Source organism: Citrobacter sp. C1, from assembly GCF_014596895.2.
GTDB classification, from domain to species: Bacteria; Pseudomonadota; Gammaproteobacteria; order Enterobacterales; family Enterobacteriaceae; genus Citrobacter; species Citrobacter gillenii.
The window spans coordinates 1,457,771-1,479,444 of the sequence record NZ_CP115035.1 but is presented as its reverse complement, the minus strand read 5'-3'; the positions used below and the strand labels follow the sequence as shown (position 1 = coordinate 1,479,444).

At 56.6% G+C, this 21,674-nt stretch carries 21 protein-coding genes; 2 read left to right on the top strand and 19 right to left on the bottom strand.

The window, feature by feature from the left end:
• Position 1 precedes the first annotated feature (1 nt).
• On the top strand, positions 2–919 hold the full coding sequence (gene hemF / locus IB214_RS06970; RefSeq protein WP_117343547.1) for an oxygen-dependent coproporphyrinogen oxidase: 918 nt from the start codon (positions 2–4) through the stop codon (positions 917–919).
• Between the two features lie 87 nt (positions 920–1,006).
• Here hemF and eutR read toward each other — a convergent pair whose 3' ends face one another.
• From eutR to maeB, 18 genes are all read right to left on the bottom strand, one after another.
• Positions 1,007–2,059 carry an HTH-type transcriptional regulator EutR gene (gene eutR / locus IB214_RS06965; RefSeq protein ID WP_115257821.1) on the bottom strand — a complete coding sequence of 351 codons (1,053 nt, stop codon included), beginning with the start codon at positions 2,057–2,059 and terminating at the stop codon, positions 1,007–1,009.
• A 48-nt stretch (positions 2,060–2,107) separates the two neighbouring features.
• The gene (gene eutK / locus IB214_RS06960; protein ID WP_117343546.1) at positions 2,108–2,653 is read right to left on the bottom strand and encodes an ethanolamine utilization microcompartment protein EutK; all 546 of its coding nucleotides are present in this window, start codon (positions 2,651–2,653) and stop codon (positions 2,108–2,110) included.
• Between the two features lie 11 nt (positions 2,654–2,664).
• A complete protein-coding gene (gene eutL / locus IB214_RS06955; protein ID WP_096756235.1) occupies positions 2,665–3,324 on the bottom strand; it encodes an ethanolamine utilization microcompartment protein EutL in 660 nt (219 codons plus the stop codon).
• Between the two features lie 9 nt (positions 3,325–3,333).
• Entirely contained in the window at positions 3,334–4,230 is an 897-nt protein-coding gene (gene eutC, locus IB214_RS06950; RefSeq protein WP_117343545.1) for an ethanolamine ammonia-lyase subunit EutC, read from the bottom strand.
• A gap of 20 nt (positions 4,231–4,250) precedes the next feature.
• Positions 4,251–5,612, bottom strand: coding sequence for an ethanolamine ammonia-lyase subunit alpha (gene eutB / locus IB214_RS06945; RefSeq protein ID WP_096756233.1), 1,362 nt, complete (start codon positions 5,610–5,612; stop codon positions 4,251–4,253).
• A gap of 11 nt (positions 5,613–5,623) precedes the next feature.
• Positions 5,624–7,027: an ethanolamine ammonia-lyase reactivating factor EutA gene (eutA, locus tag IB214_RS06940; RefSeq protein ID WP_117343544.1), complete on the bottom strand. Its 1,404-nt coding sequence runs from the start codon at positions 7,025–7,027 to the stop codon at positions 5,624–5,626.
• Positions 7,024–8,271, bottom strand: a complete 1,248-nt coding sequence (gene eutH, locus IB214_RS06935; RefSeq protein ID WP_096756231.1) for an ethanolamine utilization protein EutH — start codon at positions 8,269–8,271, stop codon at positions 7,024–7,026. The genes eutA and eutH overlap by 4 nt, the downstream gene beginning before the upstream one ends.
• 123 nt (positions 8,272–8,394) lie before the next feature.
• A complete protein-coding gene (eutG, locus tag IB214_RS06930; protein WP_115257818.1) occupies positions 8,395–9,582 on the bottom strand; it encodes an ethanolamine utilization ethanol dehydrogenase EutG in 1,188 nt (395 codons plus the stop codon).
• A complete protein-coding gene (eutJ, locus tag IB214_RS06925; protein WP_096756229.1) occupies positions 9,572–10,411 on the bottom strand; it encodes an ethanolamine utilization protein EutJ in 840 nt (279 codons plus the stop codon). The genes eutG and eutJ overlap by 11 nt, the downstream gene beginning before the upstream one ends.
• A 12-nt stretch (positions 10,412–10,423) precedes the next feature.
• The gene (locus tag IB214_RS06920) at positions 10,424–11,827 is read right to left on the bottom strand and encodes an aldehyde dehydrogenase family protein (RefSeq protein ID WP_096756228.1); all 1,404 of its coding nucleotides are present in this window, start codon (positions 11,825–11,827) and stop codon (positions 10,424–10,426) included.
• A gap of 11 nt (positions 11,828–11,838) precedes the next feature.
• Positions 11,839–12,126, bottom strand: a complete 288-nt coding sequence (gene eutN, locus IB214_RS06915) for an ethanolamine utilization microcompartment protein EutN (protein ID WP_096756227.1) — start codon at positions 12,124–12,126, stop codon at positions 11,839–11,841.
• A 121-nt stretch (positions 12,127–12,247) separates the two neighbouring features.
• Complete coding sequence (eutM, locus tag IB214_RS06910) at positions 12,248–12,541, bottom strand: ethanolamine utilization microcompartment protein EutM (protein WP_005121908.1); 294 nt, start codon at positions 12,539–12,541, stop codon at positions 12,248–12,250.
• A gap of 38 nt (positions 12,542–12,579) precedes the next feature.
• On the bottom strand, positions 12,580–13,596 hold the full coding sequence (gene pta / locus IB214_RS06905; protein ID WP_096756226.1) for a phosphate acetyltransferase: 1,017 nt from the start codon (positions 13,594–13,596) through the stop codon (positions 12,580–12,582).
• A complete protein-coding gene (gene eutT / locus IB214_RS06900) occupies positions 13,593–14,396 on the bottom strand; it encodes an ethanolamine utilization cob(I)yrinic acid a,c-diamide adenosyltransferase EutT (protein ID WP_117343543.1) in 804 nt (267 codons plus the stop codon). The genes pta and eutT overlap by 4 nt, the downstream gene beginning before the upstream one ends.
• 9 nt (positions 14,397–14,405) lie before the next feature.
• Positions 14,406–15,119 carry an ethanolamine utilization acetate kinase EutQ gene (gene eutQ, locus IB214_RS06895; RefSeq protein WP_117343542.1) on the bottom strand — a complete coding sequence of 238 codons (714 nt, stop codon included), beginning with the start codon at positions 15,117–15,119 and terminating at the stop codon, positions 14,406–14,408.
• Positions 15,097–15,576, bottom strand: a complete 480-nt coding sequence (eutP, locus tag IB214_RS06890; RefSeq protein ID WP_096756223.1) for an ethanolamine utilization acetate kinase EutP — start codon at positions 15,574–15,576, stop codon at positions 15,097–15,099. The genes eutQ and eutP overlap by 23 nt, the downstream gene beginning before the upstream one ends.
• Positions 15,577–15,588: 12 nt before the next feature.
• Positions 15,589–15,924, bottom strand: coding sequence for an ethanolamine utilization microcompartment protein EutS (eutS, locus tag IB214_RS06885; RefSeq protein ID WP_096756222.1), 336 nt, complete (start codon positions 15,922–15,924; stop codon positions 15,589–15,591).
• 159 nt (positions 15,925–16,083) lie between these two features.
• Positions 16,084–18,363: an NADP-dependent oxaloacetate-decarboxylating malate dehydrogenase gene (gene maeB / locus IB214_RS06880; RefSeq protein ID WP_096756215.1), complete on the bottom strand. Its 2,280-nt coding sequence runs from the start codon at positions 18,361–18,363 to the stop codon at positions 16,084–16,086.
• A gap of 279 nt (positions 18,364–18,642) precedes the next feature.
• Between maeB and tkt the strand changes: the two genes are divergently transcribed.
• Positions 18,643–20,637 (top strand): transketolase, encoded by a 1,995-nt coding sequence (gene tkt / locus IB214_RS06875; RefSeq protein WP_117343541.1) that lies wholly within the window; start codon positions 18,643–18,645, stop codon positions 20,635–20,637.
• On the opposite strand, the gene IB214_RS06870 is transcribed toward tkt, so the two are convergent.
• Positions 20,627–21,670 (bottom strand): DUF1176 domain-containing protein, encoded by a 1,044-nt coding sequence (locus IB214_RS06870; RefSeq protein WP_117343540.1) that lies wholly within the window; start codon positions 21,668–21,670, stop codon positions 20,627–20,629. The genes tkt and IB214_RS06870 overlap by 11 nt on opposite strands.
• Positions 21,671–21,674 lie beyond the last annotated feature (4 nt).

Sequence of the window (21,674 nt, the reverse complement as noted above, 5' to 3'; positions counted from 1 at the left end):
CATGAAGCCCGATGCCCAACGCGTTAAACAGTTCCTGCTCAGCCTGCAGGATGATATTTGCCAGCAACTGTCTGCCGTAGACGGCGCTGAATTTGTTGAAGATAGCTGGCAGCGCGAAGCGGGTGGCGGCGGACGCAGCCGGGTGCTGCGTAACGGTGGGATTTTTGAACAAGCGGGCGTGAATTTCTCCCATGTCCATGGTGACGCGATGCCAGCCTCGGCCACAGCACATCGACCAGAACTGGCCGGGCGCAGTTTTGAAGCGATGGGCGTGTCACTGGTGGTGCACCCGCTCAACCCGTACATTCCCACCAGTCATGCCAACGTGCGGTTTTTTATCGCCGAAAAACCCGGTGCCGATCCGGTGTGGTGGTTTGGCGGTGGCTTTGATTTAACGCCCTACTACGGCTTTGAAGAGGACGCCGTTCACTGGCACCGTACGGCGCTTGAGCTGTGCCAGCCGTTTGGCGATGACGTTTACCCGCGTTACAAAAAGTGGTGCGATGACTACTTTTTCCTTAAGCATCGCAACGAACAGCGCGGCATCGGCGGACTGTTTTTCGATGATTTAAATACCCCGGACTTCGACCACTGTTTCGATTTTATGCGAGCAGTTGGCACAGGCTATACCGACGCGTATCTGCCGATCGTTGAGCGGCGCAAAGCGATGAGTTGGGGTGAGCGCGAGCGCAACTTCCAGCTTTATCGTCGTGGACGCTACGTGGAATTTAACCTGGTGTGGGATCGCGGCACGCTGTTTGGTCTACAGACTGGCGGGCGTACGGAATCCATTCTGATGTCGATGCCGCCGCTGGTGCGCTGGGAGTATGACTGGCAGCCGGAAGCGAACAGCCCGGAAGCCGCCCTTAGCGAGTTTATTCAGGTGCGCGACTGGGTGTCATTGCCTGATGGCGGCTAACGCCTTATCCGGCCTACAACTTCAATAATGGCACCGTCCCGTAGGTCGGATAAAACGCGAAGCGTCGCATCCGACTCAATAATCTCATCACGCCCACTGACGCATACGCTGATGCAGCGTGAGCGACGGTTTCTCGGCAAACAGCTGCTGGTAATCGGTGGCAAACTGCCCTAAATGCCAGAATCCCCACTGCATCGCGGCATCTTTTACCGTCGTACTCTGCGACCACGGGCTGATAAGCTCACGGCGGACTGCGTTCAAACGAATGCGTTTTAACCAGGCATTCGGCCCGATCCCCAGGATCGCATGGAAGGCATTTTGCAAGGTTCTTCGGCTGACATGCAGCTGATTGCACAGGTCGAGCACGGTCAGCGGCTCCGACATATTTTCCAGCACATATTCGCGCGCACGCGACAGCAACCGACGGTAACTCTGATGGCTGATACTCTCGGCGGTGATGATCGGCTGGGCTTCATCCAACATGGTACCCATCGCCAACAGCAGATTATCCCCTAACACTTTGCGCACCGCAGGCTGGCGAAGATTTTCAGGATTCTCGCTAAACGTTGCCAGCGCCTGTTGCACAAAGCCCCACAACGCTGCTTTGTGTTGTTCTTTTACTTCCAGCGCCGACTGGTTGCGCAGCATATGCAGCACTCTTTCCGGGTTGTGCAGGAAGTTAGCCTGACGAGCGATCGCCTCTTCAGAGATCACGACGCCAAGAATGGTGTAGTCATCCGGCGTACTCAGCTCAAATTCCGTCCCGCCCGGACGGGTGGCAATTTCAGCGCTACCCAGACATTGGGTGCCAATAAACCCCTGTTCGCCGCGCGTAGCCGGAATGCCAAACCAGAATGAATTTGGCCAGACGAGACAGGACTGACGCAGCGCCAGACCGGTGTATTCACGGAACACCTGAATATCATCAAGCAGGATTTCAGTGAACTCGCCATGAAATTTACCTGGATGCAGCTGGTCGTAGATCTGCTGCCAGGCGGTAATGGTCAGCGCATGCTCATACACATCCGTTGTTCGCCGCTGATGAACATTGTCCACTTCCACTTTCGGCGTAAGTTTAACGTCTTCGGGTAATACTTCATGATAAAGATGGTGCAGGTTTGCAGTACGTTTCTTTTTCATGACCTTTGAAGCCGGAAGCTTCGCTGAAGCCCCCGGCCCTCCGACAGGTTAATTTTTTAAGCGATAGCGACTACTGCGTTTACGCAACGCTCCGGCAGAAAAGAGCTGTTCCAGCGCAATTCTGGCTTTATCAAGTGACCAACCAAAGTGCGCGGCCACTTCCCCTGCCGTCATTCCCTGACGGACCGATGTTAACAGCGCCAGTAATTCGTCAGAGGATTCAGAGGACACCGGTGCTTCCTGCGTCTTCTCTGTTTTCACGTCTGATGTCACTTCCGGCTTCGGTTCTGATTTCTTCGGTTCTGGTTTTTTCAGCTGGCGCGTAAAACCGCCGATCAGCCACTGGGTGTCATCATCCGGCCGTCCTATCTCCTTGCGGCTGATAACACGTCCTGTACGCGCAGCAGCAGCACAACCGGCATCCAGCGCTGCACGACACGCCGCCAGATCGCCTTCCACCACCAGCGTTAGCCTGCCAGGATCGAGCACCTGGTGGCTAAGCAGACGCACGTTCGCGGCTTTCAGCATGGCATCCGCCGCGTCTACAGCAGCCACCATGCCATCCACTTCCAGTAATCCCAGTGAATTGATCATTGCAACCTCTCTTACGCGCGCTGGACAGGATTACGGGCAATATCCAGAACAGCATCAGCGAAGGCGTTACAGGCTGCTTTACAGGCGGCCTGGCTACCGGTTAAAAACGCCGCCGAGTAGTTGGTTTCTGACGGTGGCGGCACGTAGGTAACAATCTGTACATCGGCAGATTTCAGCGCAGCATCAATCCCGTAGGTTGCTTCTAATGGCGGAGCCACCAGATAAGCCATCGGATCGCCCAGTACGCATCCCGCCGTAGCAGAAAGGTATGAACCGGTACGCGATACCACGTGTGCCAGGAAAGCCGTATTTTCTGCATCATTGGCCCACTGGAACGCGGCGCCATTTTCAATATTGGCCACCATCGCATCCAGACCCGCGCGAACTTCCGCCGGGTTAGGTCCACCGAGCATAATCAACACTTCACCTGCCGTTGGAGAAGGTCCGTGCGCCGCACCGGCATACAGCGAGCGGCCATAAACCACTTCGACCATTGCCTGTTTTGTCGCTTCGTCTGCGGCAATATACGCCACGTCATCAGAGTCTGCTGTGATGAGTCCGAGGCTACGTATATGTGGCGGTAATTTAAGTTCGCGGGCAAAACCGTCATTTACCGAGGCAATCACGCGCATGGCGGTGACTGAAGGTCTAATCAAATCTAATGCTGGCATGATGCCTCCTTAACGGGTCATGTTGATGCCGGACGCTTTTTGCTCCAGCATGCGTTTGGCCAAATCCACGATTACCGCAGCCGCTTCGACCGGTGGCGTACCGCCCTGGTGAATGTTGGAAATACAGGTTCTGTCGGCCTCAACGGTAGTCGCCACGCGCGGTGAATAGACGGCGTAGCAGGAAAGACTTTCCGACTGGCCTAGGCCCGGACGTTCACCGACCAGCAGGATCACCGCTTTCGCACCCAGCAGCTCGCCAATCTGATCTTCGATTTTCACGCGGCCATAGCGGACAAAGAACGGCGTGCCAACCTTCAGCCCAGCCTGTTTTAATCCAGACAACAATGGCGGCAGAATCTCTTCGTAGTTGGCGGTGATGGCATCCGTAGACAGGCCATCAGAGACAATCACCTGGACATCCGGGTTCGCCACGCACTGGGATTTCAGCGCTTCAATCGCTTCCGCACTCAGACGACGGCCCATGTCCGGGCGGGTCAGGTACAGATTTTTGTCACTGATTTCCGAGCGCACTTCCAGCAAGCCTTGTGCTTTCACCCACTCTTCCGGCACCTCTTTCAGCACGGTATCTTTCGAGCGTGAGTGGTCAGCTAGGAAGCGCAGCAGCGCCTGGGTGCGCGGACGAGGGCCAGCACGACCGGTACAGACACGTGCAGCGGTGCTGCGACGCAGCTCCGTCAACACTTCTGCGCGGTGCGGGTTTTCAACGCCAATCCACGCTTTCGCTTCGGCTGAACCTAAATCCATGGCACAGCTTTCGCCCGTTGGTGCGGCGCACTGCGTGGTGCTGCATTTCACTTCCGCTGACGGCGCTTGAGCCTGCGGTTGTGACTCACCCATTGACGCCATTACGCTGCGTACAATTTCTTCAATCTGTTTTTGATCCATCGTGTGTCATCCCCGCGTCATCAGAAGAACAGTGACGGATCGCCCGCCCGTTTGGTCAGGCGACCGTTTGCCATAATGCCCATGTTTTCCAGCCAGCGTTCAAACTCCGGCGACGGACGCAGGTTCAGCAACTGGCGCACAGTCGCGGTGTCGTGGAACGCGGTGGTCTGATAGTTGAGCATGATGTCGTCACCGAGCGGCATGCCCATGATGTAGTTGCAGCCTGCGGTGGCGAGCAGAATCATCAGGTTTTCATTGAGGTTCTGGTCAGCATCGGCATGGTTGGTGTAACAACAGTCACAGCCCATCGAAATGCCGCTCAGCTTGCCCATGAAGTGATCTTCTAAACCGGCGCGAATAATCTGGCGGTCATTGTAGAGATACTCTGGCCCGATAAAGCCGACAACGGTATTCACCAGGAAAGGATCGTAGTGGCGTGCCAGCCCGTAGTTACGCGCTTCCATCGTCACCTGATCGGCACCGAAGTTAGCGCCAGCAGAAAGCGCAGACCCCTGCCCGGTCTCAAAGTACAGGCAGTTTTCCCCGGCGATACGGTTGAATTCAGCGCCCACTGCACGCGCCTCGTCCAGCATCGCCAGCTCAACGCCGAACTCTTTCAAGCCTTTCTCGCTACCGCAGATACTCTGGAAAATCAGCCCGCCCGGCGCGCCGCGACGAATCGCTTCGATCTGGGTAGTAACGTGCGCCAGCACGCAGCCCTGAGTAGGAATGTTATATTTGTCGATCACGCCATACACGGTGTCGAGTACGCGGCTTAAGTTCTCCACGTCATCGGTTACCGGGTTAACGCCGATCACCGCATCGCCCGCACCGAAAGAAAGCCCTTCGTAGATTTGCGCGGCAATACTCTGCACATCGTCACGGGTGTCGTTCGGCTGCAAACGGCAGCTGAAGGTGCCCGGCAAGCCGATCGTGGTGTTGGCTTTTTTGATCACCGGCATTTTTTTGCCGCCGTAGATCAAGTCCGCGTTGGAGCAAATTTTTGCCACCCCAGCAACCACTTCTGACGTTAACCCTTTGCGCATAAACGCAATGTCATCGACAGAGGTTTCATCACTCAACACGTACTCGCGCAGCTCACTGATGCTCCAGTTTTTGATGCGGTTATAGGCCGTTTCGTTGACGTCATCCTGAATCAGACGCGTGACGCAGTCCTCTTCATAGGAAATCACCGGGTTGTTGCGAATATCCGCCACCGTCATTTCCGACAACACCTGTTTGGCCGCCACGCGCTCCTGTGAGCTTGTCGCGGCGACACCTGCCAGCACATCCCCCGAACGCAGTTCGTTGGCTTTGGCCAGCACCTCTTTTACATCCTTAAACTGATAAACATTGCCGAACAATGTGGTCTTTAGTTTCATAAGTCGTTCCCTCAGGAAGGAAATGCGAGTGATTTCACCGTCACCGGCACAACCGATCCGCCAAAAAGAGGCGTACCAATGTCGATATAGTCCCCCGCCCGGACAATCACCTCATCGATGACCGCCAGCGGGTGTTGCTGTAACTGTGGGCGTAACAGCATGCCCAGGGCTTTACCAAAATCCTGCTCGGCTACCACCAGCAGGGGATGCGGATTCGGATAACGCGCGACAAAGGCCAGCAGCGCGTCGATGACCGTTAATAGCGCGGCGTAGCGCACCGGCAGCGACCCGGGCAGCGCCAGCACATAGGCGTCTGTTTTCGGATCAAGATCGAGCTGCACCAGCGCCAGCTGCCAGGCCGCCACCAAATCAGCGTCGTCAACCGGGATCGCCACCGGCAGATTGCGCAGCGGAAGTGCCACGCCTTCCAGCCAGATGGTGCTGCCCGACAGCGACAGCGTATGCGCCCCGGCGCCAATCACCGTGGCGCGCACGGTTTGCGCCGGGAACTGCACGTTCATCTCACGCAAGCGCGGATGTTCATGCAGCGCCGTCGCCAGCAGCGGTCCAATGTCAGAAAAACAGAACGGATCGGCAGGCTGGTTGCGGTAGCACTCGCCCACTCCTCCGGAAAGCGTAATCACATCCGGTTTCACGCCCGCAGGCAGTAAACCGGTTTGCATCAGCGCCTGCGCCAGGGCAGAAGGCGTGCCGTCAATCACTTCCACGATCAGATTCGCCATTCGCCGCGCGACCTGGACAAGCTGTGCGGCATTGAGCGTTCGGGCGTCGGTACCGGCACCAAACACCTCGTCGACGATCATCTGTCCCGGCTGGTGCGCATGGACCACGCGCCCCTGACCGTCAGTTTCCAGCAGTCGTCCCCCGACGTTCAGGCACGCAGAGCCGCTGACCTTTCCGGCATCAAACAGTACGTAGTTTGACGTCCCGCCGCCGATGTCGATATTCAGCACGCTGCACAGACGCTGCTCAGACAGCGTTTGTGCACCGGCACCGTGACCGGCAATCACCGATTCCAGGTGCGGACCGGCACTGGCCACCACGAAGTCACCCAGCGACTGGGAGAGCGTCATCACCGCCGGACGGGCGTTGCGGGTTTTCGCGCTTTCTCCGGTAATGATGAGCGCGCCGGAATCAACCGTTTCCGGCGCAATACCCGCCGCCTGATACTGGGCCAGGATCAGCGCTTTAAGTTCAGCCTCTTTCAACCCGCCCTGCTTATCGACGGGTGTGAAGAAGACCGGGCTTTGCCAGCTAATTTCGCGTTTGATAAATTCGTAGCGCGGCACCTGCGACACTGCCGCACGGTTAACCAGCTCAAGGCGGGAGAAGATCACCTGAGTGGTGGTGGTGCCGATATCGATACCGACGCTCAGTAGCTGGCGAGTATTCACGATTGCGCCTCCGCTTTTGCTTCTGCAGTTTCCGCGTCAACAACGGCCGGAACATTTTCGTCTTTTGGCACCAGCATCATCGCTACGCCAATCGCCGTCACACCACCAATCAACTTGCCGACAATCATCGGGAAAATCATGGCGTTCATGTTCGCGGCGGCAAAACCTAAGTGGTCACCCAGAGCGAAGGCTGCAGAGACCGCGAACGCGCAGTTGATCACTTTGCCGCGGGTATCCATATTTTTCATCATGCCGAACATCGGGATGTTGTTCGCCAGAGTTGCCACCATACCCGCAGCGGCGATATTGTTGATTTTCAGCAGGTTGCCGACACTCATTAGCGGCTTTTCAAACCAGCGGGTCAGCAGCAGTACCATCGGGTAGGCACCCAGCAGCACGCAGGAGATAGAACCGATCACTTCGATGGCGCGCATCACTTCGCCGGGCTTATCACCCGCAGACATGAAGATAGGATCGAGACCCGGGATCAGCTCCCAGCCAAGCAGGAACTTAATGACCGCCGCCGCCAGGCCGATAGTGATCAGCGCCACCAGGAACTTGGCGAAGATCTGGAAGCCGTTAATCATTTTTTCCGGGATAAATTTCAGCCCCAGCGCCACCAGGATGGCGACGATCAGCACCGGAATCATGTTCATCAGAATCAGCGCGAAGGTGAACTCCACCGGTTGCCCGTTGATTTCAACCCCGGAGTACATTGCCACCAGGCCGCCAGCGATACAGCCAACCGGAATGGTCACGATACCGGCCAGTACGCCCAGAGCCAGATAACGACGGTCTGACGGTTCAATAATTCCCAGCGCAACCGGGATGGAGAAGACCAGCGTCGGCCCCATCATTGCCCCGAGGATCAGGCCAGAGTACAGCCATGCGGCCACATCGCCACCCGCCAGTTCTTTCGCCAGGAAGAAGCCGCCCATATCACACGCCAGCAGCGTTCCGGCAAACATTGACGGGTTCGCGCCCAGCATTTCATACAGCGGAATAATTACCGGTCCGAGCACATGTGCCAGTACCGGTGCCAGCGCAGTCATACCGACCATCGCCAGACCCAGTGCGCCCATCGCCATAAAACCTTCTTCAAACTGACCGCCCGATCCCTCGATGCTCTTACCAAACTTACCGAGGTAACGTGCTGAACCACCGAACTGCGACAGGATCCTGTCCACGGCGGCAATCAGCATAAAGAACATCATGATGTACATGATGATTTCGTTAATTCCCATAGCCCTATCTCCATTTGCCAGGTGCTTAGTAGGCCTGATAAGCGCAGCGCCATCAGGCAATGATGTCGCGTTGTTGCCGGATGGCGGCGCGAACGCCTTATCCGGCCTACGTCCTGGTATGCCTTATTGTGCCGCCGCGTACAGGTCGATAATCTGTTCCTGCGTGGCGGTTCGTGGGTTGCTGCGTATACAAATATCGTTCAATGCGGCTTGCGCCCAGGTACTGTAATGCTCAGGTTTCGCGCCCACGTCAGCGAGCCGTTTGGTCTGGCCCACTTCAGCGATCAGCTCAATTACCGCGCTGATAGCGTCACGATCGTCTGATTTCTTATTGGTTAACGCTCTGCCGATATGGCTGAAGCGTTCACGGCACACCATGCGGTTAAAGCCCATTACCGTAGGAAGCAGCATGGCATTAGCCTGCCCGTGCGGGATGTGCAGCGCAGCACCTGGTTGGTGAGCCATCGCATGACACAAGCCCAAACCTGCGCTGGAAAAAGCCATCCCCGCCATACAGGAAGCCAGTAACATGCTTTCGCGCGCCGCCAGGTCATGGCCGTAACCCACCGCTTTAGGCAGCGACTTGCCGATCATCGCAATCGCGCCAATTGCCAGGCTGTCGGTAAACGGTGTCGCGTTCAGCGCGCTGTAGGCTTCAACAGCGTGGGTGAGTGCATCGATGCCAGTCATTGCCGTCACGTGCGGCGGTACGCCTTCCGTTACCGCCGCATCGAGAATGGCGACGTCCGGCATCAGCGTGGCGTGGGCCAGCACTTTTTTCAGTCCGGTAGCGGCATCGATAATCACCGTGACGTTGGTGGTTTCTGACCCGGTCCCGGCGGTGGTTGGCACGGCAATCAGCGGTAAACGAGGACGCAGCACGCTGTTTTCCGTCATATCAGCCAGTGTCTGCGTTGGGTTGGTTACCAGCAACGCGACGGCTTTGGCGGCATCCAGTACCGAGCCGCCGCCGAAGGCCACAACGCCGTCACATTTTGACTCGCGCAACTGTGCGACCGCCGCGCAAACGTCAGTGATGCACGGCTCACCGACCGGGCACGGCCACAGCGTCATCGCCACGCCTTTCATCGCCAGGCTGCGTTCCAGTGAGGCGGTCATTCCCGCTTCATGCAGGAAGCTATCTACCATAACGAACATGTGCGTCAGCCCGCGCGTTTGCGCTTCCTGTCCGCAGGTGCTGAGCGCTCCCAGTCCGCATAGCGTGACCGGTGGAACGCTGAACGTTTTTACGCGTTGTAGATTCAGGGCATCGAATGCCTGAAAGAGCGCGGTCTGCAATTCAGCTTGCATAGATTCCTTCCGCTTTTACTTTTCCGCTATTGGCAATCGCCAGCGGGGTCATAAACAGACTGTGCTGCGGTAAATGCACCTGCAGCTCCGGGAAACGCTTACGGAACAGCTCATCAACCCCCGGCTGCATACAGGACCCACCGGCCAGCCATAAATCCATGACGCCCTGCCCGGCAATATGGTGGGCGACAATTTCCGCCATCTTTTCGTAAACCGGCTTCACTACCGGCCAGATTTCCTTGCCGTTGCTGCGCTTGTACTGCTCGGCTTCTTCCAGTTGAATACGACGATTCCCAGCCAGCGTCAGAGAAATGTGATGCCCACCGGTCGCTTCGTCGGCGGAATAGGTCACTTTGCCCTGCTTCACGATGGCAATACCGGTCGTCCCACCGCCGATATCCACCACGCCTGCGTTATCCAGCTGAAGTAGATCCGCCACGGCGGTGGGCTCATCCAGCACATGGCTAACCTCAAGTCCGGCAGACTCCAGCACGTTAATGGAGATACGCGGGTCCGTTCCTGGCGGGAACGAGGTTGCCGCGTGGGTAAAGCGGCAACCCAGTTGTTGTTCGAGCGTATCGAGATGGCGACGAACAATGGTCACGGCACCGAAAAAATCCCAGACGATGCCGTCACGCACGACGTCGGCCCAATCCAGACAAACCGCAACCGGCTGTCCTTCACTGTCGACAACCATCGACACCACATCACAGGTCCCCAAATCAACGCCGAGCCACAGCGGTGAATCACTCGCGGCCGGCGTCTGGTTACACAGCGTTGCTGCTTTTTGCAGTCTGGGTGTGAGCCACAGTTGTTCGTCATGCGCCATCTCTTTCACTCCTTATACAATGCGAAACGCATCCACCAATACACAGCGACGCAGGCGGACAAACGTGCGCGCACTGGTCACCCCTTCCCCGGTTGGCGTGGTAATGGTCATGGTGGTCCAGCCTTCACCGCCAAGCCCAAGACCGGCAATGCACGGTCCGTTCTTGACGAAAATGCTGGTGTCGATGGCGTTAGCCATACGGTTCATGTTATCGATGTTGCGTGAGTGCATCGCCGCCGTATGGTGGCAACCACCTTCAAGCGTGACCGCCAGCGCAATGGCTTCGTCAACGTTAGCCACCCGCACCACCGGCAGCACCGGCATCATCAGTTCAGTTACCGCAAACGGATGTGTGGCTGAGGTTTCGACGAACAACAAGCGGGTTTGCTCCGGGACATTCAGGCCGATCGCCGCGGCGATTTTGGCCGCATCGCGCCCGACCCAGTCACGGCTAACCGTGCCTTTACCGCGTTCATCGACGTTTTTCATCAACACTGGCTGCAATTGCTCAGCCTGAGCTGCGGTGAGCTTGACCGCGTGCTGACCTTCCATCAGACGCATCAGCTCGTCGGCAACGCTATCCACGACGATCAGGACTTTTTCATCGGCGCAGATGATGTTGTTATCAAACGACGCACCTTTAACGATGGACTGCGCGGCGCGCGCCAGATCGGCGGTTTCATCCACCACCACAGGTGGGTTACCCGCACCTGCGGCAATCAGACGTTTGTTGGTGTGCTTACGCGCAGATTCCACCACCGCTTCGCCGCCGGTCACCACCAGCAAGCCGATGCCTGGGTACTTGAACAGACGCTGAGCGGTTTCGATATCCGGATTGGCAACGGTCACCAGCAGGTTTGCCGGACCACCCGCAGCGACTACCGCCTGGTTAAGCAGACCGATCGCACGCTGAGAAACGCCTTTTGCAGCAGGATGCGGCGCAAAGACCACGCTGTTACCCGCCGCAATCAGGCTGATGGCGTTATTAATGACGGTCGCGGCCGGGTTGGTGGACGGCGTTACCGATGCCACCACGCCCCATGGCGCATTTTCAATCAGCGTCAGGCCGTTATCGCCGGTCAGTACCTGTGGAGACAGGCATTCCACGCCCGGCGTGCCGCGTGCCTGCGCCACGTTTTTGGCAAATTTATCTTCAACGCGTCCCATGCCGGTTTCACTGACGGCAAATTCCGCTAATTCTCTGGCGTGTTTTTCGCCTGCTTCACGAATGGCGTGAATGGCCAACTGGCGCATAGCGACGCTTTTCAGCTCCTGCTGTGCCAGTTTTGCTGCCGCCACTGCGTCATCCAGGGAGGCAAATACGCCCATTTCTTGAACGGCACTGACGGGTTGGCTGCTGTCTTTCATTTTCAGCAGCACCGCTTTCACGACCTGTTCAATATCCTGTTGATTCATGATTTTCTGCCTTATTTATGGAAGATCACCTGACCACCTGCCACCACTTCATCGACAATGCCAATCACGCACAGATCGACAGGCGATGAGTCACTACTGTGCGCCTGGCGGGCAGAGCTTCCACTGACCAGCAGCACCCACTCTCCGGTTCCCGCCCCGATGCTGTCGGTAGCAACAGCACACTGCCCGTCGGGATTTCCCTGAGCATCAATCATTTCCACCATCAGCAACTTGTCGTGCGCGAGCCCCTGATGGCGTACGGTACAAACAATTTGTCCTGTGACGATTGCCAGTTTCATACCCGCCTCCGTGGCATATTTCAGGTAAAACCTCCCCCTACCCTCCGCAGAAGGTAATGTGAAAAGGAGAGAGGGTGACGCCAGCTTTCTCTTAACAATCCAGTGGCGTCACATGGACGACTTACATATCGTTGCTGTCGCCTTTGAAGCTGATCGGGAATACTTCTTCCAGATCGCCATGCGGACGCGGGATAACGTGTACAGAAACCAGTTCGCCAATACGCTGCGCAGCAGCAGCTCCGGCATCCGTAGCTGCTTTGCAAGCGGCCACATCACCACGAACCATGGCAGTACACAGGCCGCCACCGATCTGCTTCACGCCAACCAGTTTCACGCGTGCCGCTTTAACCATTGCGTCAGAAGCCTCAATCAGTGCAACCAGGCCCCGGGTTTCGATCATTCCTAATGCTTCCATTGTGTTTTCCTCTTAGTAGAAGGGGTCCAGAACGGGACCTAAACAACCAGTGTTTGCGAGGCGCTTTCACGACTCATTTCAGTCTGGCGCGGCACAGCTGCCACCAACGCCAGTTCGATAATTTCCTGCACGCTACAGCCGCGAGAGAGGTCGTGAAGCGGTGCGGCAAGTCCCTGAATTAAGGGGCCTACGGCACGATACCCTCCCAGGCGCTGGGCGATTTTATAACCAATATTGCCTGCCTCCAGCGACGGGAAAACCATCACATTGGCATTGCCCTGTAGCGGACTGGCGGGCGCTTTTTGCGCGGCGACATCCGGTACAAAAGCGGCATCAAACTGCAGTTCACCGTCGACGGTAAGCTGCGGCGCGCGTTCACGAACGATGTCCGTCGCCTGCTGCACGTTAGCGACGTTGGGATGACGGGCACTGCCGTTACTGGAAAACGACAGCATGGCCACTCGCGGCTCTTCACCGGTAATCGCCTGCCAAGTTTCCGCGCTGGCGATGGCAATATCCGCCAGCTGTGCGGCGGTCGGCTGCGGCACCACGCTACAGTCGGCAAATCCTAATGACGGTCCGAGATACTGCGGCAGCATCAGGAAAATCGACGACAGCGTTTTGCAACCCGGCTGTAAGCCAATGATACGCAACCCTGCGCGCAGCACGTTTGCCGTTGACGACAGGTTGCCGGCAATACAGACATCGGCTTTACCGGCACTGACCATCGCGGCGGCAAACATCAGCGGATCGTTGAGTTTTTCCCGCGCATCCGGCGGCGTTTTTTCGCCCGCACGGGCCAGCCAGCGCAGGGCAAATTCTTCACGCATTTGCACATTGCTTTGCGGATCGACAACCTGAATACCGTCCATTGCCACGCGGTGACTGAGGGCAAACTGGCGCAATGCAAATGGGCTGGCGACGAGAATAGGGCGAGCCAGACCGTGCTGATGCAGGTAGTTCGCCGCTTTCAGCACTCGGACATCCAGCGCATCCGGGAACACCACCCGAGCAGGTGAACGTTTGGCGAGTTGGCGAGCGCGTTCAATAATCATGACTTCTCCCCTAATCGCTGTTGGATTTGGCTGATGCTCAGTGGATGCTTCGCCACGCTCAAAATCATCATTACGTAAACCGTACTCGAAAGACGGTTTAGCGCCTGCAGGATGTCTGGTCGCAACACATCAAAACCACGGGTGATAAACACCTGCGCCGCCACCGTTTCCGTTTCACGGACTTTGGTGCGCAGCAAATTAAGCAGTGCAGCATCACGACCGTGGCTGGCTTCCGGCACCAGATGGTCGTGATCCAGGTAGCGCAGCGGTTGATGCGAGAGCCGGTGTAAATCTCCGTCGCTTAAGCCAACAATGGCCTGCGCATCCAGAGGTTCGTCCATGGCGTCGGCGCGCATAATGTTGCCTAAGCGCGAGCGGATATCCGCCAGCCACGGCTGCCACGGTTCGGCCAGCTCAATCTGTAACCACACGGCCAGCGCAATGGTGCTGTCCAGCGTCGCGCGAAATCCCAGGCGCGGGTCACTTTTGGCGACCATTTTGTCCGCTGTCAGATGCGTCAGCGTGTCAGGTTTCTTCGCCACCGGTTGATGACACAGCTCGCAGCTTGCCTGCGGGTGTGCATCGCTGCTGGTTAAACCATGCACCGGCTGCGGTTGCTGCTGCTCGTCGTCGATAAACAGGCTTCCCTGCTCATCGATAAACTTAATGCGCAGTCGACGACTGTCCAGCAACTCCCGGGCAGACGGCGTCAGGCGAGCATCAGCGGGGAGATGAATTTCAGCCCCTTCGCTAAGCGTATGATTCGCCCTGAGCCATGCTTCGGTAATGAAATCCTTCATACATCCGCCTTAGCAGGACTGCCAGTTCGCAGGCCAGGCCACATACAGGAACTTCACCGTCGTCGGCGTACCAAACTCAATACTGGAACCTTTCGGGATAAACATCACATCCCCGGCCTTCGCAATCATGGTTTCGCCTTCATGACGAACGTGCAGCTCGCCTTCCAGAATCATGTCAATTTCGTCGTAGTTCAGCGTCCATGGGAAAAATGCGTTATCCCACTGCATAAACCCGGCGGCCATGCTGCTCCCGTCCTGGTCAGTGACTAAGTCGGTTAAGCCGACGCAGTGCGGCTGGGCGCCATCAAAACGGCCAAACTTGACGCTGCTGCCGTCAATGACTTTGACGCCACCTTTGCCGGTCACAGAGGCAAAGCTGGGCTGCATTCCGCCCTGCTCCAGCGACTGTTTCTCCTTCATCACTTTGTCCATCAACTGCGCGACCAGGCTTTCGGTAAACTGTCCTTCCGGTAACTGCGCAATGATGGTTTCGCGAATACGCTGGCTTTCCGTTTTGCCGTCATCCGCCGCAGTTGGTGCTGCCGTAGACGTTGATACGGCTGCCGGCGCGGATTCATCGCATTCAGTGATAGTGACGCCCAGCAGCGCCGCAACTTCGCGTGCTTCCGGGGTGATGATGCTGGCGCGCAGAACAACCGATACGTCCTGTTCACCGCGTGCGTGGGCCGCACGAATATCGTTAGCTGTGATGAGTTTTTTCACCTGCCCTTTCCTCCTTTTGGCTGAGCTCAGTCAGATAATCCACCAGGTGCTGCACACTGCTTGGGTCATGGCTATTGAGCTCAAAAATCGGCTCCTGAAACCCTATCCCGCGAAGTAATTGTCGCGTTGCGGCGACATTGGCATCCGGCACATCCGTTTTGCTGATAACGGCGATTTGTCGTTTACTGGCGCCGATATCCAACAGCCCGGCAGGTAAGCGACTTTCTAAATCATTTGCCGCGTGTATATAAATCAACGTATCAACATCCTGCAGCGTGGTAATTAAGGCGTGATACCAGCGCGGATGGCTAAAATATTCTCCTGGAGTGTCGATATCGCCGTTTTCATTAAACTCGACAGCCTGTGTTTTTCTGGCGAGGGAATAATTCCCCTGGAGCGCATTAAAGAGCGTGGTTTTCCCCGCCCCCACCGTACCGACAAACGCAATACGTTTCATCGCCGCCTCTGATTAACTTTTTGTCAGGTTGCACAAAGTGAAATTTAATAACCGGCCCAGACCGCTCACCGTCTGGAGCAACGCCTCTTCCACTGCACCTACAGAGCCGTAGATCACCAGCGCGCCGCTGAATCTATCGAGAAAGCCGATATGTACATCCGCCGCCTTCATGGCTAAATCACCGGCAATCATCGCCGTTTCACCCGGCGTTAAGGTCATGATGCCGATAGCGCCAGACTCGGGAACGCCGATCTTTTTCGCCAACTCTTCACCGGGGTGCGCTATCAGATGCGCCAGCGTGACCTGTTTCCCCGGCACAAATTCCTGGATGATGCGTTCTTTTTCCATTGCTCACCGCCTCTGCTAAAACTGACCCCATCGTGGCAATTTTTCGTCAGAGTAAATAACAAAATTCGGCAACCAGGTTTAAAAGGTGAGGGAGATCACTAAGAAAGGGAAAATAAAAAGGCGCGGGAGAAACCCGCGCCAGAATTAATTAAAGTGAAATTACAGCGGCTGTGTTTGCGCTTCTACAACCGCCAGCGCCACCATATTCACGATACGACGAACAGAGGCGATCGGCGTTAATACATGAACCGGTTTCGCCACACCCATCAGCACCGGGCCGACCGTTACGCCTTCAGAGCTGGACACGCGTAGTAAGTTGTAACTAATACGCGCCGCTTCCATATTCGGCATCACCAGAATATTGGCGGAGCCTTTCAGCGGACTGTCCGGCATCCGATCGTTACGAATGCTTTCTACCAGCGCGGCATCACCGTGCATCTCACCGTCGATCATCAGTTCTGGCGCACGCGCCTTGATAAGCTCCAGCGCTGCGCGCATTTTGCTGGCCGACGGACAGTTGGAAGAGCCAAAGTTGGAGTGCGACAGCAATGCCACCTTCGGTTCGATACCAAAACGCCGTACGGTTTCGGCCGCCATCACGGCGATTTCCGCCAGCTGATCCGGCGTCGGGTCATCGTTAACGTAGGTATCGGCGATAAAGGTGTTGCCGCTTGGCAGCAACAGCGCGTTCATCGCCCCCGCCGTATGCACACCGTCGCGGTGACCAAATACCGCTTTCACCACGCTGAAATGCTCGTGATAGTCGCCAATCGTGCCGCAGATCATCGCATCCGCTTCACCGCGTTGCACCATGATCGCACCAATCACCGTGGTGTTGGCAATCACCGCACGCTGCGCCTGCTCCTGGGTGATCCCCCGGCGCTTCATGATCTGATAATACTCACTCCAGTACTCTTTGAAGCGCGGATCGGATTCGTTGTTGACGATCTCAAAATCAACACCGGCTTTGATCTGCAGCCCCAGTTTCTGGATGCGCATTTCGATCACGCTCGGACGGCCAATCAGGATCGGCTTCGCCAGACCTAAGGTGATCAATTCCTGGGTCGCATGCAGCACGCGCGCCTCTTCCCCTTCCGTCAGCACCACGCGCTTCGGCGCTTTGCGTGCCAGCGAGAAAATCGGCTTCATGAACAGATTGGTTTTGTAGACAAACTCACTCAGCTTATCGATGTACGCATCAAAGTCGGCAATCGGGCGCGTTGCCACGCCGGAGTCCATGGCCGCTTTCGCCACCGCCGGTGCAATTTTGACAATCAGACGCGGGTCAAACGGCTTAGGAATGATGTATTCCGGGCCAAAGCTCAGGTCCTGATCGCCATAGGCGGAGGCCACCACTTCGCTCTGCTCAGCATGCGCCAGTTCCGCAATAGCATGTACCGCCGCCAGCTTCATCTCTTCGTTGATTGCAGTGGCACCCACGTCCAGCGCACCGCGGAAGATGAACGGGAAGCACAGGACGTTGTTGACCTGGTTCGGGTAGTCGGAGCGACCGGTACAAATAATGGCATCGGAACGAACTTCTTTCGCCAGCGGCGGCAGAATTTCCGGTTCCGGGTTGGCCAGCGCCAGAATCATCGGCGCACGCGCCATTTTCTTGACCATCTCCTGGCTCAGCACTTTCGGGCCGGAACAGCCAAGGAAGATGTCAGCCCCGTCAATCACGTCATCCAGTGTACGCTTGCCGTCATCTTCCACCGCGTAGGCTGCTTTGGTTTCAGCCATATTTGGTTCGCGATCTTTGTAAATCACACCTTTGGAATCGCAGACCACAATGTTGTGCTTCTGCATGCCCAGCGCCACCAGCAGGTTCATACAGGCAATCGCCGCCGCCCCCGCACCGGACACCACCATACGCACATCAGAGATATTCTTCTCCACCACCCGCAGACCGTTGAGGATCGCAGCGGTGCTGATGATAGCCGTGCCGTGCTGGTCGTCATGAAATACCGGAATATTCATGCGCTCACGCAGTTTTTGCTCTATGTAGAAGCATTCCGGCGCTTTGATATCTTCGAGGTTGATGCCGCCAAACGTCGGCTCAAGGGCCGCCACCACGTTAATAAATTTATCCGGATCGAGTTCGTCGACTTCAATATCGAACACGTCAATCCCGGCAAATTTCTTAAACAGAACGCCTTTCCCTTCCATCACCGGTTTGCCGGCCAGCGCACCAATGTTGCCCAGCCCCAGTACCGCAGTACCGTTGGAAATCACCGCCACCAGGTTGCCGCGCGCGGTGTATTTGTAGGCCGCCAGCGGGTCTTTTTCGATTTCCAGACACGGGGCTGCAACACCGGGTGAATAGGCCAGCGCCAGGTCACGTTGGGTGGCAAGGGGTTTGGTTGGCGAAACCTGAATTTTGCCGGGTACTGGAAACTCGTGGAAATCGAGGGCGCTTTGTCTTAACTGGTCATCCATCTTGTTGTTCCTTTCACGTATCGATCAATAAAGTGGCGCAGGTAACCCTTTTGCAGAGCCGCACATTATCACCTCAGTCAGCGGCGCAAACTTTGAAGGTCGCCAAACTCTCACTACTCAAAGAAAGAATTTGTTATCAATTTATAACAGCCATGTTACCTGCTTAAGCCAGCAATACCATGCCTGTCTGCTATGCTTTTTGCTGACAACGCCTGCAAATTCTCCAAAAGTGTGAATTAACACACGCTCTAACACTTTACTTTTCAAGGAGTATTTCCTATGACCCGTAAAGAGCTTGCCAATGCCATTCGTGCGCTGAGTATGGATGCGGTCCAGAAAGCCAACTCCGGACATCCCGGCGCACCGATGGGCATGGCCGATATTGCCGAAGTACTGTGGAACGATTTTCTCCGCCATAACCCGAGCGATCCTCACTGGTACGATCGTGACCGGTTTATTTTGTCCAACGGTCACGCCTCAATGCTGCTTTACAGCCTGCTGCATCTTTCCGGTTACGACCTGCCGTTGGACGAGTTAAAGAACTTCCGCCAGCTGCATTCAAAAACGCCCGGGCACCCGGAACTGGGCTACACGCCGGGCGTGGAAACCACCACCGGGCCATTGGGTCAGGGCCTGGCGAACGCCGTCGGGCTGGCGGTGGCCGAACGAACGCTGGCCGCGCAGTTTAATCAGCCGGGCCATGAGATTGTCAGCCATTTCACCTATGTTTTTATGGGCGACGGCTGCCTGATGGAAGGGATTTCCCACGAAGTCTGTTCGCTGGCGGGGACGCTGGAACTGGGCAAGCTGATCGGCTTTTACGACCACAACGGCATCTCTATTGATGGCGAAACCAAAGGCTGGTTTACCGACGATACCGCGAAGCGCTTTGAAGCGTATCACTGGCATGTGGTACACGAGATAGACGGGCACGATCCTGAAGCGGTGAAGAAAGCCATTCTGGAAGCCCAAAGCGTGACCGATAAGCCATCACTCATTATCTGCCGGACGGTAATTGGCTTTGGTTCGCCGAATAAGGCCGGGAAAGAAGAGGCGCACGGCGCGGCACTGGGTGAAGAAGAAGTGGCGTTGACCCGCCAGAAGCTGGGCTGGCATCATCCCGCCTTTCACATCCCCAAAGAGATTTATCGGGCCTGGGACGCGCGGGAAAAAGGCGAAAAAGCCCAGCAGGACTGGAATACGACCTTCTCCGCGTACCAGCAAGCACATCCTGAACTGGCAGCAGAGTTTACCCGCCGGATGCGTGGTGGGCTGCCAAAAGAGTGGGAAAAGAGTACCGAGAAATACATTCGCGAATTGCAGGCTAATCCGGCAAAAATTGCCACCCGTAAGGCATCGCAAAACACCCTCAACGTCTATGGCCCGATGCTGCCCGAACTGCTTGGCGGCTCTGCCGATCTCGCCCCCAGCAACCTGACTATCTGGAAAGGCTCAACCTCGCTGAAAGACGACCCGGCCGGGAATTACATTCACTATGGCGTGCGTGAATTTGGCATGACAGCCATTGCCAACGGCATCGCCCATCATGGCGGTTTTGTCCCGTATACCGCCACCTTCCTGATGTTTGTCGAATACGCCCGTAACGCCGCACGCATGGCAGCATTAATGAAGGCCCGACAGATCATGGTCTATACCCACGACTCGATTGGTCTGGGGGAAGACGGTCCGACTCACCAGGCGGTAGAGCAGCTCGCCAGCCTGCGCCTGACGCCCAACTTCAGCACCTGGCGTCCGTGCGATCAGGTCGAAGCGGCAGTAGGCTGGAAACTGGCCGTTGAGCGCCATAACGGTCCCACGGCGCTGATCCTTTCCAGGCAGAACCTGGCACAGGTTGAACGCACGCCTGAGCAGGTCAAAGAGATTGCCCGCGGCGGCTACGTGCTGAAAGACGGCGGCGGGAAGCCGGATATTATCCTGATTGCTACCGGCTCAGAGATGGAGATCACGCTGCTGGCGGCGGAGAAATTGACGGGTGAAGGGCGTAACGTTCGCGTAGTCTCCCTGCCCTCAACGGATATCTTCGACGCCCAGGACGAGGCATACCGTGAATCGGTCCTGCCAGCAAACGTCAGCGCACGCGTGGCGGTCGAAGCGGGCATTGCCGATTACTGGTACAAATACGTCGGTCTGAAAGGTGCGATTGTCGGCATGACCGGCTATGGGGAATCCGCCCCGGCGGACAAATTATTCCCGTTTTTCGGCTTTACGGTGGAGAACATTGTCGAAAAAGCACATAAGGTGCTTAACGGGTGATCCACAATGTGGGCCAGGCGTCGGGGCCATGCCAGTTATCACAGCTTGGCTCCTGCGCATAACGCACCAGACGAAAACGCTGGCCGTCAAAACGCCAGCGCGTCTGGATACCGCAGTCCGACAAACCTCGGCCCTTGGCAAGCGTAATCAGCTCGCGCGATTTTTCATCGAACGCAGCATTGGTCAACTCCATATCATTGCTTTCTGCATCCGTTTTAAACGGCAGACTCAACCGCACGGAGCGGGAGGTCAGCGGTTTGCTGCGGGACACAATCCATGCCAAATCGATGGTGTTATATGCCCCGGCCTCACAGCCGATCATCAGCAGCGCTTTGTCGTCCGTTAACGCAGACACCCGCACCTCACGACGCATCGGGTCGAGCGAACAACGCAACCCGTTTATCCGCCAGTTCCCATAATCCAGCAGGTCGCTGCGTTCTTGTTCAGACAGCGGCGTTGGCGTGGGATTCACGATGGCCACACCTTTCAGGGCGGGTGCCGGTGGCACGCTGAGCGGCGGCTCGTCACCTTTTTGTATCCAGGCGGTTTCACTGCCTACACGTTTTTGCTGTGCGTCAATAAACAACAGCGCGGCTTTCAGTCCTGCCAGCGACAGGGTTTGCCCCCCTTTTTGCAGGGTAATAGCCTGCGCGTTTTGCACGGTCTGTAAAAAGGCGCTAATGGTGACAGGATCGTCAGTCATCAGATGCCAGGGCGTAATATTCCAGTGTTCACCGGTCAACGGCAGCGGTGCGCCGTCGAGCAGCAAACGCGGCGCAATATCTGCCTCTTTGGCATCGGGGGAGTCCAGTCCCCCCAGTTCGATGCGCAACACCGCGTCGGTATGCGCCCCGGCGCTGCGGCTTAGGGTCATCACCAGGCCGTGATGTTCACCGGTATTGCGCGCCACGCAAAAATTCTGGTTATTGCAGGTCACCTGCCAGTCGGAAAATGCCTGCTGCGCAGGAGCCGCCCACAAAAAGCGGACCGGCAGCAAACCGAGCAGAAAGATGAAAATAACGCGATAGCGCATGGAC